This window comes from Pantoea allii (genome assembly GCF_046529425.1).
Taxonomy (GTDB): domain Bacteria; phylum Pseudomonadota; class Gammaproteobacteria; order Enterobacterales; family Enterobacteriaceae; genus Pantoea; species Pantoea allii.
In genome coordinates this window covers 4,283,181-4,297,148 of sequence record NZ_CP125958.1, presented here as the reverse complement: position 1 = coordinate 4,297,148, position 13,968 = coordinate 4,283,181, and the positions used below count along the sequence as shown (strand labels likewise).

11 protein-coding genes are annotated in these 13,968 nt (G+C 52.9%); 4 read left to right on the top strand and 7 right to left on the bottom strand.

Features of this window, described 5'->3' with window-relative positions:
* Positions 1 to 22: 22 nt before the first annotated feature.
* A complete protein-coding gene (locus QNH99_RS20160) occupies positions 23 to 1,567 on the bottom strand; it encodes a methyl-accepting chemotaxis protein (protein ID WP_410517123.1) in 1,545 nt (514 codons plus the stop codon).
* A 564-nt stretch (positions 1,568 to 2,131) separates the two neighbouring features.
* On the opposite strand from QNH99_RS20160, the gene yjdN reads away from it, so the two are divergent.
* Positions 2,132 to 2,569: a VOC family metalloprotein YjdN gene (gene yjdN / locus QNH99_RS20155; protein ID WP_063878030.1), complete on the top strand. Its 438-nt coding sequence runs from the start codon at positions 2,132 to 2,134 to the stop codon at positions 2,567 to 2,569.
* A 77-nt stretch (positions 2,570 to 2,646) separates the two neighbouring features.
* On the opposite strand, the gene QNH99_RS20150 is transcribed toward yjdN, so the two are convergent.
* The 3 genes from QNH99_RS20150 to QNH99_RS20140 all read right to left on the bottom strand — a co-directional run bounded on the left by QNH99_RS20150 (position 2,647) and on the right by QNH99_RS20140 (position 5,795).
* Entirely contained in the window at positions 2,647 to 3,513 is an 867-nt protein-coding gene (locus QNH99_RS20150; RefSeq protein ID WP_063878031.1) for a nucleoside-specific channel-forming protein Tsx, read from the bottom strand.
* Between the two features lie 276 nt (positions 3,514 to 3,789).
* Complete coding sequence (locus QNH99_RS20145; protein WP_410517122.1) at positions 3,790 to 5,139, bottom strand: sensor histidine kinase; 1,350 nt, start codon at positions 5,137 to 5,139, stop codon at positions 3,790 to 3,792.
* A complete protein-coding gene (locus tag QNH99_RS20140) occupies positions 5,136 to 5,795 on the bottom strand; it encodes a response regulator (protein WP_063878033.1) in 660 nt (219 codons plus the stop codon). The genes QNH99_RS20145 and QNH99_RS20140 overlap by 4 nt, the downstream gene beginning before the upstream one ends.
* Positions 5,796 to 6,030: 235 nt before the next feature.
* On the opposite strand from QNH99_RS20140, the gene QNH99_RS20135 reads away from it, so the two are divergent.
* The 3 genes from QNH99_RS20135 (at position 6,031) to QNH99_RS20125 (ending at position 8,809) form a co-directional block, all read left to right on the top strand.
* The gene (locus QNH99_RS20135; RefSeq protein WP_014606915.1) at positions 6,031 to 6,399 is read left to right on the top strand and encodes a helix-turn-helix domain-containing protein; all 369 of its coding nucleotides are present in this window, start codon (positions 6,031 to 6,033) and stop codon (positions 6,397 to 6,399) included.
* 183 nt (positions 6,400 to 6,582) lie between these two features.
* The gene (locus QNH99_RS20130; RefSeq protein ID WP_063878034.1) at positions 6,583 to 7,479 is read left to right on the top strand and encodes a LysR family transcriptional regulator; all 897 of its coding nucleotides are present in this window, start codon (positions 6,583 to 6,585) and stop codon (positions 7,477 to 7,479) included.
* A gap of 109 nt (positions 7,480 to 7,588) precedes the next feature.
* Positions 7,589 to 8,809: an MFS transporter gene (locus tag QNH99_RS20125; protein WP_410517121.1), complete on the top strand. Its 1,221-nt coding sequence runs from the start codon at positions 7,589 to 7,591 to the stop codon at positions 8,807 to 8,809.
* 48 nt (positions 8,810 to 8,857) lie between these two features.
* Here QNH99_RS20125 and QNH99_RS20120 read toward each other — a convergent pair whose 3' ends face one another.
* The 3 genes from QNH99_RS20120 to QNH99_RS20110 all read right to left on the bottom strand — a co-directional run bounded on the left by QNH99_RS20120 (position 8,858) and on the right by QNH99_RS20110 (position 13,844).
* Positions 8,858 to 11,248, bottom strand: coding sequence for a glucose/quinate/shikimate family membrane-bound PQQ-dependent dehydrogenase (locus tag QNH99_RS20120; protein WP_410517120.1), 2,391 nt, complete (start codon positions 11,246 to 11,248; stop codon positions 8,858 to 8,860).
* A 266-nt stretch (positions 11,249 to 11,514) separates the two neighbouring features.
* Complete coding sequence (locus QNH99_RS20115) at positions 11,515 to 12,120, bottom strand: hypothetical protein (protein WP_145394223.1); 606 nt, start codon at positions 12,118 to 12,120, stop codon at positions 11,515 to 11,517.
* A gap of 563 nt (positions 12,121 to 12,683) precedes the next feature.
* Positions 12,684 to 13,844: a Gfo/Idh/MocA family protein gene (locus QNH99_RS20110; protein WP_063878038.1), complete on the bottom strand. Its 1,161-nt coding sequence runs from the start codon at positions 13,842 to 13,844 to the stop codon at positions 12,684 to 12,686.
* Between the last annotated feature and the right edge of the window lie 124 nt (positions 13,845 to 13,968).

The following is a 13,968-nucleotide window of genomic DNA, read 5'->3' as shown; positions in this document are numbered from 1 at the left end:
ATCACCAGAGCGGGAGCCCGTTTTACGCGCCCGACAGGCGGAAAGCAGAAACGGCGTGGGTAAGATGCTGCGCCTGCTCTTCCAGCGAGGCGGCAGCGGCAGCCGATTCCTGGACCAGCGCGGCGTTTTGCTGAGTGACGCCATCCATCTCGGTTACCGCCTTTTCAATCTGGCTGATACCGTGATGCTGCTCATCGGACGCGGTGGATATGTGGTCCATCAGTTCGTTAACCCGGCTGACCGAGGCGATAATGGCATTCATCGCTTCGCCGGTGCGGCTGACCTGATCAGACCCGACGCGTATCGTTGCGACCGATTCGGCAATAAGGCCTTCAATTTCTTTGGCGGCCACGGCGCTGCGCTGCGCGAGATTGCGTACTTCCCCGGCGACCACCGCAAACCCTCGGCCTTGCTCACCGGCGCGCGCCGCTTCGACTGCCGCGTTCAGCGCCAGGATATTGGTCTGAAAGGCAATGCTGTTAATGACGCTGGTAATGTCCTCGATCTTTTTCGAGCTTTCGTTGATTTTTGCCATGGACACGATCACCTGCTGAGAAACGTTCTCGCCGGTTTCCGCATTCTGTACCGCTTCATTGGCCAGACGGCAGGCTTCAAACACGTTGTCCGTGTTCTGTTTAACCGTTGCCCCCAACTGCTCCATACTGGCCGCCGTTTCGGTAAGCGCTGCGGCCTGCTGTTCAGTACGGGACGCCAGATCGATATTTCCGCTGGCAATTTCCTGGGAAGCACAGGACACCGCGTGGGTAGAGTGACGTACCCGGATAATGATGTCCGTCAGGGACGTCCGCATCTGCTCCATTGAACCCATCAGTTGCTGAATCTCGCTCCGTGAGCCGACATTGACCGGCACCGGATGGTCGAGCACGCCTGCCGCAATCTCGCTGCAGTGCGCTTTTGCGTTATTCAGCGGCGATAAGATATAGCGTCTGACAAAGATCAGTATCGCAATGATGATGGCAAGGAATAACAGGCCAAATACCATGAGCAGTGTGATCCCGGATGAAAAGTTGCTTTGGGCATCCGTGTTCAGTTTCTTCGCGTAAGCCTCATGCTGGGCCAGCACCTGGTCCAGGACAATTTCATACTGCCGGTCAAGGCGCACTACGTTGGCGATCTGGTTTTTAAAGCGCGTCTGATCGCGGGCTTCGGCGGCTTCAATTAAAGGCTGAATTCCCTGATTGCGGTAAGCCAAATAGGCCTGGCGATAGCGGTCGGCGTCGGCCTTTTCACCGGGAATACGCGGCGCACTCAGATAAGCCTGGAAGGCCGCATCGGCTTTTGCGGCCACGCTTTTCACGCTGTCCAGCGACGAGGTGGCCTGAGGGCCGTCACTCTCAATCTCCTTCATGTACTCCATCAGGCGTACGCGTAACGTGCGGCTGTGATTGATGGGATCGATAACCGATAGCACCACACGGATTTCTTTATTCACGGCATTCAACGATGCGTTACTGCGAGCCAGTAACCAGATGCTGACCGATATACTGATAAGGAAAAGAATCAACAGGAACGAGAGAACCAGGAGTGAAGATTTTTTTAACGACATTACACAGTCCCGAATAATGAATTAAGAACACAGTTATCGGCATTTGGGTGGTAAATATTTAGCAGGAAGGTACTGAAAGGAATAAAGAATAATGTGTATAAAACATGAGCAAAATAATGAACCAGCTGATTCAATATAATTAAGCGGCGGTCTTTCTTACCGCTTCGCTTATTTAGCGTATGACGTTATTGAATCTGAAAATTTCAGGACCAGCCATGCTGGTGCCTGAAGTAAGAAAAACGGTTTAAGCGGAACAGCTCTGGCGAAGCTCGTTATTCTGGCGAACGGTTTTTTCTTTAACTGACTATAAATAAAGGCTTTATCAGAAGTAATTAATAGTGATTATTGCGAATAAAACAATACCTAAAGGTTATTCAGGACAAACTATTCTTTTTTTCTGGCCCTGTTTTGGTTGTAAAGATATCAGCGAAACACGCTTTTATCTGCCAGGTAAATAATCCGAATGATGAAGATTTTCCTGGTTATCATCGTTATCCCCGACCTGTCGTCTACACTTATCATCTCTGTATAAGAAAGACTTTACTCACCGGTATCGAGGTAATAATGCAAGTATGTCCCTATTTGTTTCTCTATGGTCGCTGTGAAGAAGCGATGGAATTCTATTTGCAGGCAACGGGTGGACAACTGCTGCAAAAAATGACCTTTGGCGATAACCCGGAGCAGGGCGAACAGGTCGGTGATCGGTCCGCACCGCCGCTGCCACCTGAAAAGATTATGCATGCCCATCTGCGTATTGGTCAGGGCGAGCTGATGATGAGTGACGGTAATCCGTACCAGCCACCGGCCTCAGAACATGCGGGCTATGCCGTGAGTCTGGCAACGGACGATGCAGAGCAGGGTAAAGCCTGGTTTGAGAAGCTGTCTGCGGGCGGGAAAGTCACCACGCCGTGGCAGGAAACCTTCTGGTCAAACGGCTTTGCTATGTTTATTGATAAATTCAATATTCCATGGCGCATCAACGTGGTGAAATCCGACGCGTAATGCACGTCAGGAACCCTGAAAAGACGAGAGGCCTTCTTCAGGAAGGCCTCAACGTTTTTTTAGGGTCGTGCCAGCAATCAGAAGTTATAGCCAGCAACCAGGTAGTAACCCCAGCCCGTAGACTTGATTTCAGACGCGCTGTCACCAAATCCTAACTCCTGACCGGCTCCCCACTGACCGCCGTTATGGAAATAACGTGCAACGGCTGAGAAGTGCCAGTGAGCGTAACCCAGCGACAAGATATGGCTGGAGGCGATTGCGTTGCTGGTGCGAATCGGGCCCGACTTATCGCGTAAGTCTGAACCCCAGTCGAAGTTGGTAAAGCCAACATAGCCAAGATTACCGCCCCACAGGGTCGTGATCGGCACAAAGTATTTCACTTTGAAGCGATAGCCATCCCAGCTGTTTTCATTCGCCGCACCGTAGTTTTCCCACTGGTATTTGGCATAGACGTTAAGTGACAGGCCGATATCGCTGTGCGTATCGATGTCTGTGCCCAAACCCATATACCAGGTATTTTGACGGTTAGCGCTGTTACGGCCCATATCGTAGATATAGTTGTTCGCAAAATACCACTCTTTAAACGGACCAAAGGCCAGGCTGGTGCCGGTCAGTTTATCAATCGAGAAACGTGGCTCAATTTCCATGAACAGCGGGGAACCGTGGTCGAAAATGCCGTTAGCATTGCTGTTGCCCGCGCCAAAGAAGTTTGGCAGATCAACGTAGCCGTAAAAATCAAACCAGTCTTTTTTCGCGAAAGCTTCGTATTCCAGATACACATCGTTATTGAACTGTGGTCCGAAACGGGTGTGGTAGCTGCCCACCACGTTGACGCTTTGATGCCACCAGTCGGAAACGTACTGGGGATCGTTTTCTGCAGCCTGCACTGCACCGTTTAAGGAGCCTGCCAGCAGGGCGCCTGCCATTAACGTTTTAAATTTCATTATATTTTGACCACTGGTTTCTTATGCGCAAGACAATCGTTTGCGCGCTGTTTGGAAATCAATCCCAAAGGTTGGGCGGTGAAGTATCTGGGCCGCATTTTTTTAGTTAGCATAGCGTGCCTTTTACAGGGAGATAGAAAATAGCTTTTGATCACATTTGTCAAAATGTGTTGCATAACAATTCATCAATATTGTGACTTGAATCACAATATTGCTGGAGGCGAACGGAACCGGGCAACCGTTTACGTTGTCGGGTTCCGGTTCGAACGACGGGGATTAAGGAAAGGTGACGCGCACCTGAAAACCGCAGCGGTCACCTTGCGGAGTCAGGCAGTTGGACAGGGCAACGTGGATCTGATGTTTCTGCGCAACACTGCGCACAATCGACAAACCTAAACCGCTCCCCTGCGCTTTTACATCGGGTGAGCGGGCAAAACGGTCAAACGCGCGTTCGATAAAGGACTCAGGCATACCTGGGCCGTTATCAACGATATCCACCACGGTTTGCCCCGCCACCCGATGCAGCAGGACATCCACCAGGCTGCCTTCGGGCGTGTGCAACATGGCGTTGCCGATCAGGTTGTCAAACAGGCTCCGCAGCTCTGAACGTCCGGCCTGCAAATGGTAGTGCGTGGTTCCGCTAAAGCCGATATCGATACCGCGCTTATCGGCCACTACCATGAGCTGCTCAATGCTCTCTTTCAGCACATCTTCCAGCGCGATATTTTCCACGCTGGCAACGACGGACTGATCTTCCCAGCGCGACATATTCAGCAACTGGGTGACCAGGTGACGTGTACGGGTGACGCCGGATTCCAGTTGCGCAAACTGGCGGCTGGCCTCGCCAGGCTGAATGTGCTGACGCAGGTTTTCCAGCTGCAGCGTGACCGCCGTGACCGGCGTCCGCAGTTCGTGAGCAGCATCTTCCATAAACTGACGCTGTGAAGACCAGGCGGCACGTAGCTTATCCAGCAGAGAGTTATAGGCGGCGACCAGCGGCTGAATTTCGTCCGGGAGGCTTTCAGGGGAAACGCTGTGTGGGTGATGGGCGTCCTGCGCGGCAATTTCACGCGAGGCAACACGCAAATCCCGGGTGATTTTTCGCACCACCAGCCAGATCACCAGCAACGACAGCGGCATCATTAAAATCAGCGGAATAATGGCTGACAGCGCCCGTCTCACCATCATTTCTTTCATGTAGCTGAGATTGAGCATCACCTGAATGGTTTTTATCTCGCTGCCCGGCTGGCCGGCGCGGGTGTAAATGCGCCATTCGCAGTCGTGGCAACCGCCAATCTGCACATCTTTATAGCCGTTTTCAGCCTGCAGCGGCGCATGCAGTTCAGGCCAGGAGCTGGAGCGTAACTGGCCTTTGGCGTCCCATAACTGAATCACGAAGGCGCTTTTAATCTTGTGTGCGGGCGCAATAAGCGGCATCAGCGGGGGGATTTCGCGGTTCACTGACCAGGCATCGGCCAGCTTGGCTAACTGCTCATCCTTGATGACGCCAACCATCTCACCGTAGCAGCTGAAAAAGTACCAGGCCACGCCGCCAATCATCAGCAAATGAATCACCAGTAACGTACTCAGTAATTTATTACGTAACGATCGCATAAAAATTTTCATATTGCCGGTACCCGCCAACCCAGTCCGCGTACATTGCGGATCACATCATTATCCAGCTTGCGCCGCATCCCGTGGATTAAGACATCCACAGCATTACTGCTGACTTCTTCACCCCAGCCATAAATACGGTTTTCCAACTGCTCGCGTGACAGGATGGCACCGGGCCGTTCCAGCAGCGCATAGAGCAGGGCATATTCACGCGCGGTTAACTGCTCACGTTGCCCTTTGTACAGCACTTCGCGTGTCAGCATATCCAGTTGAACATCACCGCTGCCCAGCAGCGAATCGGCAGAGCCATGATGGCGGCGGGTAATTGCCCGCATTCGGGCCATCACTTCCTGCAGATCAAAAGGCTTCAGCAGATAGTCATCCGCACCGTAATCCAGTCCCTGTACCCGCTGGGCGACCGTATCACGGGCGGTAAGAATTAAAACCGGCGTGGCATCGCCGCGCGCCCGCGCGCGCCGCAGCACCTGCAAACCGTCGTCGCGGGGTAAGCCGAGATCGAGCAGTACGCAGCTGTAGCCGCCTTCGCTCCAGGCGTTTTGCGCGTAAACGCCATCGCGCACCCAGTCGACTGACCAGCCTGCCGCTTCCAGCGCCTGCTGCAGATTTGCGCCGATCATTTCATCATCTTCGACCAACAACACGCGCATGGATGACGTCCCCCGAAAAATGGCAACAGTGTAGCGCTGGATTATTAGCGCAGAATTATTGGCATGGCGAGTGCAGCAAAATGCCGTTACGCGCCCGGTCAGAGGGTGATAATGCACCCTGAAACGGACGATTTTACCGCTTTGCTAATTCTGCGCTAAGTTTTCGCTAATTAAGGGATAAATTTAGCGCGCTAAAGTGTGTTCCCTGCACATCTGCTTTAACCAGGAGAACACCATGAATCAGCGCGAGTTTATTCGTAGTTTGCTGGAATGGATAGAAAGCAATTTAGGACACGATCTGCATCTGGACGAAGTGGCGCGCCGGGCGGGCTATTCCCGTTGGCATCTGCAGCGTTTATTTCGCCAGCACACCGGCTTCTCACTGGCCGAGTATATTCGTCAGCGTCGTTTGACCGAGTCGGCCTTAACGCTGCTCAACAGTAACGAGGCGATTTTACAGGTGGCGATGAGCTATGGGTTTGATACCCAGCAGGCCTATACGCGGACGTTTAAAAACTATTTTATGGTGACGCCAGGCCAGCTGCGCCGCCAGCGCCGGGTGGAGCCCGATCGTTTATTGTTTCCCTATGCCATGGCAAGTTAGTCACTGTATGGACATTCCCATCCGCTAGCCTGTGGGAATGTCCATGCATCGCCAGGGCCCCGCACGCCTTTTCCGCCACTGACGCTGTTAGCCTTCCCGCCGTTGCTTTATTCTTACTGCCAGATGCATGGCGTCATCGCTGTGCCATAACCCGCAGCCGCCGTTCTGGCCCGTAGGAAACCGATGAATAACAGCGATAACCTGATCGCCATGATGTTGTTTGCGCGCGTGGTCGAGCTTAAAAGCTTTACGGAAGCCGCGCGCGTGCTCGGCGTATCGAAGTCCCATATCAGTCGGGAAATCGCCGGGCTGGAACAGCGGTTGGGCATTCGGCTGCTGCAGCGTACCACCCGCAGAATGACGCTGACGGAGCTGGGCCAGGCTTACTATCCGTTTTGTGTACGTATGCTGGATGAACTGCATCAGGCCGAGGATTTTGTGCAACAGGCGCACCAAAATCCCGTCGGGAATGTGCGTTTACAGGCGCCCGTCACCTTTGGCTGCCAGTGTATTGTGCCGCTGCTTAATCGCTTTCTGCGCCGTCATCTGCACATCAATGTCGATCTCAGCCTGACGGATAATAACGACGAGACGATTGGCGACGGGGTGGATGTGGCGATTGTTATTCGCGCCCATGCGCCCCGCCAGGGCAACTTTCGGCTATTAAGCGATATCCACTGGGGGCTGTATGCCGCACCGGTTTATCTGGCTCAGCATCCTGCCATCTCGCATCCCCGTCTGTTACCTCGTCATGATTTATTGATGTTTCACGGCCCGGCGCATACTGCCGCGCTGCCGTTTCGTCGCGACAAGCTGCGCCTGGCGGTGGACGTGCGTAGCCGTTTTCGGGCCAATAACAGCATGGCGCTGCTGAATGCGGCGCTGGCGGGCAACGGGATTGCTTATCTGCCCTCCTACATGGTGCAGGAGGCGCTTACCCAGGGGCAGATTGTTCAGGTTCTGCCTGAGTGGCAGATGGATCGCTTACAAAGTTATCTGCTGATGCATCAGGACATCGCGCCTGCCTCGCCCGTTAGCCTGCTGTGCGACATCCTGATCGACCAACTGGGCGGACGCTGATTGTTGCAGTACAGCAACAAACTATGCCAGTCAGCAAATATCACGCGCCGACTGTTGTTGCCTCGTCACCATTGTTAGCCTGAGTCCCTGAACTCGATGGGGATATCGCATGGAAATGACGTCTGAGGCAACTGCCTTTCGCCACTGGAAACGTAACGTATGGGTTTGCGTCTTTGGCTCTTTTACGACCCTTGTCGCCATGACCTTACTATTACCTTTTTTACCTTTGTATGTGCAACAACTGGGTGTACAGGAACCGGCGGCCATGGCGCGCTGGTCCGGCGTTGCTTATGGTGCCACTTTTCTCAGCGCGGCGTTGACCGCCCCGCTGTGGGGCAGGTTGGGCGATCGCTATGGGCGCAAGCTGATGCTGATCCGGGCGAGCCTGGGAATGGCAGTTGCGATGGCACTGATTGGTATGGTAACCACCGTATGGCAGCTGGTGGCGTTACGTTTACTGGCGGGATTACTCGGCGGCTACTCATCCGGTTCCACCATTCTGATTGCCGCGCAAACGCCTAAATCTCATACCGGATGGGCGTTGGGCATGCTGGCATCCGGCATGATGGCCGGTAACGTGATTGGCCCGTTGCTGGGGGGCGTACTGCCGCCGCTGATCGGTATTCGGGCCACGTTCTGGCTTACCGGTGCGGTCATTTTCGTGGCTTTTCTCGCCACCACGTTTTTACTTAAAGAACCGGCACCGACGCGCAAAGTAGACAGCGCCCGTTCCCAACCGGTCGTAGCCCTTGCCCCCTTTAACCGGACGGTGGTCAGGCTGATGTGGCTCACCGCCATGCTGCTGGTGTTTGCCAACATGTCGATCGAGCCGGTGATTACCTTATATATCGGTCAGTTTTTACATCAGGATCATGCCATCACGCTGATGTCGGGCCTGGTGATGGCTGCGGCGGCACTGGGCAGCATTATTTCGGCGCCTTATACCGGTAAGCTGGCTGACCGCATTGGGCACTGGCGGGTATTACGCGCGGGTCTGCTTGGCTGCGCGCTGTTACTGATCCCTCAGGCTTTTATTACCGATGCCTGGCAACTCCTGCCGCTGCGCTTCCTGATGGGGATCGCGTTAGGCGGTCTGATGCCCTGCATTACCGCTATTATCCGCCACCATGTTCCCGCCACCCAGGTGGGGCGCATGCTCGGCTATTCGACATCGGCGCAGTATATCGGGCAGGTGAGTGGTCCGCTGTTTGGTGGGATCATCGGCGGGGCATGGGGAATGCGGCCCGTGTTTCTGGCGACCTGCGTGGTGATGGGGTTATGCGCCTGGCTGAACCAGCGACAGGCAAAAGGAAAAGGGGCAGGTGGATAGCAGGCATAAAAAAAGGCGGACCGGAGTCCGCCTCTGTTCAGGGGTTAGTTACTTCTGGTCGGGCAGCGCATAGGCAATCACGTAATCGCCCAGCTTGGTACCAAATGAACCATGACCACCGGCAGCAATCACCACGTATTGCTTGCCGTTGACTTCATACGTCATCGGTGTTGCCTGACCACCGGCTGGCAGGCGCGCCTGCCACAGAAGCTCACCGGTATCAGTGCTGTAGGCACGCAGGTAGTTATCCGCGGTTGCGCCAATAAAGAACACTTTACCCGCCGTGGCGACCGGGCCGCCCAGCATTGGCATGCCCATTTTAAATGGCAGCGGCAGCGGCGAGCTGTCACGAACGGTACCAATACGTTGCTTCCAGACCACTTCGTTCGTTTTCAGGTCAACCGCCGAAACATAACCCCAGGCAGGCTGTTTACACGGCAGACCGAACGGTGACAGGAACGGATTCAGTTCAACGCCATAGGGCACGCCGTACTGCGGTTGAATACCGGTTTCAGTACCTGAACCGCCAGAAGCGCCTTCTTGTGGCTCTTCTGGATTACCCGGACCGCGTGGAATCAGCTTCGACACGAACGGCAGCGCCATTGGGTTTGCAATCGCAATCTGACGATGTGGATCAACCGAAATGCCGCCCCACTCAAACATGCCCAGGTTGCCTGGGAAAACCAGGGTGCCCTGTTCAGACGGTGGGGTGAACGGACCTTCATAGCGCAGACGCTTAAAGATCACGCGGCACACCAGCTGGTCATACATTGTCGCGCCCCACATGTCCTTGTCCGTCAGGTTTTGCTTCGGACGGAAGGTCAGTTCAGAGTAAGGCTGAGTCGCGGCTACATGGTCGCCTTTAGCGGCACCCTGGGGTACAGGGGTTTCCGGGGCGGGCACCACGGTTTTACCCGTACGGCGATCCAGAACAAAAATGTTCCCTGTTTTGGCGGGAGCATAGATAACCGGAACCGTTTTACCGTCTTTATCGGTAATGTCGGCCAGCGTCGGCTGCGAGGGCAGATCCATATCCCACAGGTCGTGGTGGACGGTCTGATACGACCAGACCAGCTTACCGGTGGTCGCGTTCAGCGCCAGCACGCTGCTGGCATAACGTTCCTGCTCTGGGGTGCGGTTGCCGCCCCAGATATCGGGCGTAGTCACACCCATTGGCAGGTAAACAATATCCAGCTTCGGATCGTAGACCGCAGGTGCCCATGAGTTAGGTGAATTCATGGTGAACGTATGCTCATCCGCCGGAATCGCATTAGGATCTTTCGCGCCCGGATCGAACACCCACAGCAGCTTACCGGTGTTCACATCAAAGCCACGGATAGCGCCTGAGGGTTCACGGGTCGAGTAGTTGTCGGTGACGGCACCGGCCATCACAATGGTGGTGTCGGTGATAACCGGCGGCGAGGTTGGCTCATACTGGCCTGGCGTAGTGACCGGCTGCTGATGCTGAAGATCCAGCTCACCGTTATTGCCAAAGGCCGGGCAGCGTTCACCGGTGTTCGCGTCCAGCGCAAACAGACGACCATCATTGACAGGCAAATAGATGCGACGTGAACACAGCGCTGGCTGAGTATTGGACGCATCCTTCGCTGCCGGGAACTCGTGATAGGACACACCACGACAGGTCACATGCTGGAAGGTAGGATTGGTTTTCAGGCCGGGATCAAACTTCCATTTTTGCTTACCGGTTGCCGCATCCAGCGCGAACAAAATCTGGTGCGGTGAGCAAAGATAAAGCGTGTCGCGAATCTTGATTGGCGTCACTTCATCGGTGATTTCACCCGGATCGCTAGGTTTTTTCAGATCGCCGGTCTGGAACTGCCAGGCCACCTGCAATTCTTTCACATTGTCATGATTGATCTGCTTGAGCGGCGAGTAGCGCGTACCTTGCTGATCGCGCGCATAAGCCGGCCAGTCAGCATCGGCAATGTTGCTCAGCGGCTGGGCCTGAGGGGCATTATCGGCCGTCGAAGGCACTGCACCATTCACCACTTGCGGGTCATTAAAGACGGCATAGGTGAGCACGGCTGCACTGGCAATCAGGGCGATGCCCATGGCACCCAACGCACCTTTACCTGGGCTATATAAGCTCCGATAGACAAAGGGCAAGACTAACCAGACACCAAAGATCACCAGGACATCGGTACGCGGTGCCAGCGCCCAGAAATCGGTACCGACTTCCCACACGCTCCACACCAGCGTTGCCAGCAGTAAAAGTGCATACACCAGCAGGGCAGCACTGTTACGCCGCCAGAGCAGAAAAGCGGTAAGCAGCATGGCTGCACCGCCAATGATGTAGTACCAGGAACCACCGATCGTGGCTAACCAGATACCACCAATTAACATGAACGCACCCGTTAGCACGGCGAACAGCACCGTTAAAAAACGGACCACGCTAAAGGATGAGGAGTTTTTCCCCATAATGTTGACCTCATTTCGTTGCCATAAAACACAAGAAAACAATCAGATAGATTGTTATCAGTCATAAAGTACAAAAGATGAAAGGTATGCTTATTTCGCTCTTCCGTGACGCTTGATGATCCATATCTGTTAAATGTTATAGCAAAACTGGTATGAGTTTTGATTTTTTTGGCTTAAAGCTCTTAACAAGAGACCTCAGGCAACACTTTAGACGGAGTTAATGGTTCTTGCCGATATGATTCAATAGTACCAGGGGATAAGAAAGGTTAAAGCGTAAAAGGAATGAGATCGCCTGATGCGCGTTGTAATTGCCAGCCACAAATGTTTAATGCCGCGAGTTGTTCTGCTGTTAACGTCGGTTCATATCCCCGCACGATTATCCTGGCACCTTTTCCACGTAGTGATTCAATAAAAAAAGGAAAGGTGAATTTCCGATAGTTGTCATTAAAGAATGTATGACTTAAGACAATTGCAGAAAAAGGAAAGGATTCCACCAAATGACAGTCTGCGCCAGGTGGTGCAAAATCAAAAAGCCAGAAACGATAAGCGTTAGTTAATTCCAGTAATTTTTCCTGATGGGTCTTCAGGTTGCGATAATTAATACCGATACGCACCCGCGCATCCTGCAAATGTAAATAACGCTCGGGGTGATAAATCCATTCTTCTAACTGTGAATCCCAAAGGGGAATAATGATTAATGCTGCTTCAGTCGCAAGGTGGTTGTGTAATGAAATAATGTTGTCATCGTTAAGTATCCATTGCGCAGGCTGCGGGTAGTCAGAATTAGGAAGATGGTAGCAAATACCGGCCACCTGACTCGTGACGTGGTGAATAGGCTCAGTAATATAGGGGTTATATAAGCTATTTTTCATTATCTCATCGAAACTATTTAACGTTTGCTGTGATTTATATTTTTTGCATAACCAGAGGAAAGTCCGGCGATTAATATACGCGATTCTCCTGGCAATACACGTTTTTTATATATTAATCAGCGCTTTTTTCTCACTCGTTATTTAAATTTATATGCACTCTAATGATAACGTTGAATGGTCTTTTCTAACGTGATTACCCGATGGAACTGTTAATTAATCACACAGGATGTTTCTGCTAAAAACCTGTAATAAACGCGACAAGATGACCAGCAGAAACGGCCATTTTTCTGCTTCATTTACCGTTTCGTTTACGGCTTTATCTTATCCTGAGTAAACTTATCAGCAGAGCTGACGGTTTTTTTAATACGCCCCCACGCCGTCATCATCATGAAAAGAAGCCGGTGTAGCGCACCTGATGCAGGGGGAACGGCGGTCATCAAGGTGGAAGGTGGTGTAAAAAGAAGGAATAAAAAAACCGGCCTGAGGCCGGTTTAAGTAAGGTGCCAGTCAGTCGAGCTATGAATAACCTGATGGTCTCGGGGGAGTGAGATATCAGGAGGGAACTAGTGCGTTCCCGTTTTTCCCAGGTTGGCGTCAAAACGTTTCCAGCTTTCGGTCAGATCAACGACGCTGCGGGTTTTACGCGCTTCATCAATCTTAATGGCCGTCAGGCCGGCTTCCAGTGCGTCAACGACGGAGACTTTTAGCGGCGTTCCCTGCTTGATGTGCTTAACGATCTCTTCTGCCATCAAGGCATCGGCACCGTAATGGCCGTCGTAGGCATTGCCGCTGTAGGCGGTTTCCACCTCTTTTTCACCGGTGCGTGCGTTGTGCACGCGAAAATAGTTACGTACAAAATCACCTTCCGCCATGCCGTCAGTGCCTATCACACAGAACCGGCGGAATTCGTCCGGTACGTTAAGGTTGGCGTGAAAAGAGAGCGTTGCGCCACTGGCATATTCAATCAGGGCGGTCTGGTAATCGACAATATCTGCATCGCTGCTAAATACCGCGTCGGTACTCGACCAGCCGCTGGGCTTAGTGTGGTAAATCTCAGACTGCTCGGTTATTGCCCCTTGCGGTGCATGCTGAGGCGTAAAGGATTTGCGTCCGCCAAAGCTGGCCACCCGAACGGGGCGCTCCTGCATTAATCCCTGGTAGAGATCGATGTCGTGACAGCATTTTTCCAGAATATAAGGACCGGCATATTTTTCGAGTCTGCGCCAGTCGCGCTGGAAGAACGCGCCATGATAAGGCTTGATATGTTCTGTCGCTTCAATCGAGGTGATTTCACCCAGGCGACGATCGTCACGTGCAGCCAGCAGGTCGTGATAGAGCGGTGAGTAACGCAGCACCAGTCCAACCAGAATACGGTCTTCACCATATTGCTGAACCAGTTTTGCCATCGCCATCGTTTGTTCTTCGTTAATCACGACAGGCTTTTCAGTAAACACAGTATAGCCTGCTGCCAGCGCCTGTGTGACATGCTCAAGATGCATAAAGTTAGGCGAGCCAACCAGCAGCAAATCAAAGCCACCGTGTTGCAGCAGCGCCTCAACGGAATCGAATGCGTTGCCGGGATCGATACCGAAACTGTGCAGATTCGGCAAACCGGCCGGTGCTGGATCGTAATACCCTACCAGCGAAAATTCGGTATCAGCTTTGTGAAACTCTTTAACAACGTGAGAAAGACGAAAGCCGAGACCAATAATGCCTACTTTCATGGTAAACCCCTGATCCTGAATTCTGACAACGGTGAGTACGCCGCTGACGGGACGTAATGATTGAAAGACTGGCTACCAACTTATTACGACGGAAAAACTAATGTCAATAACGGGTTGTGTGATT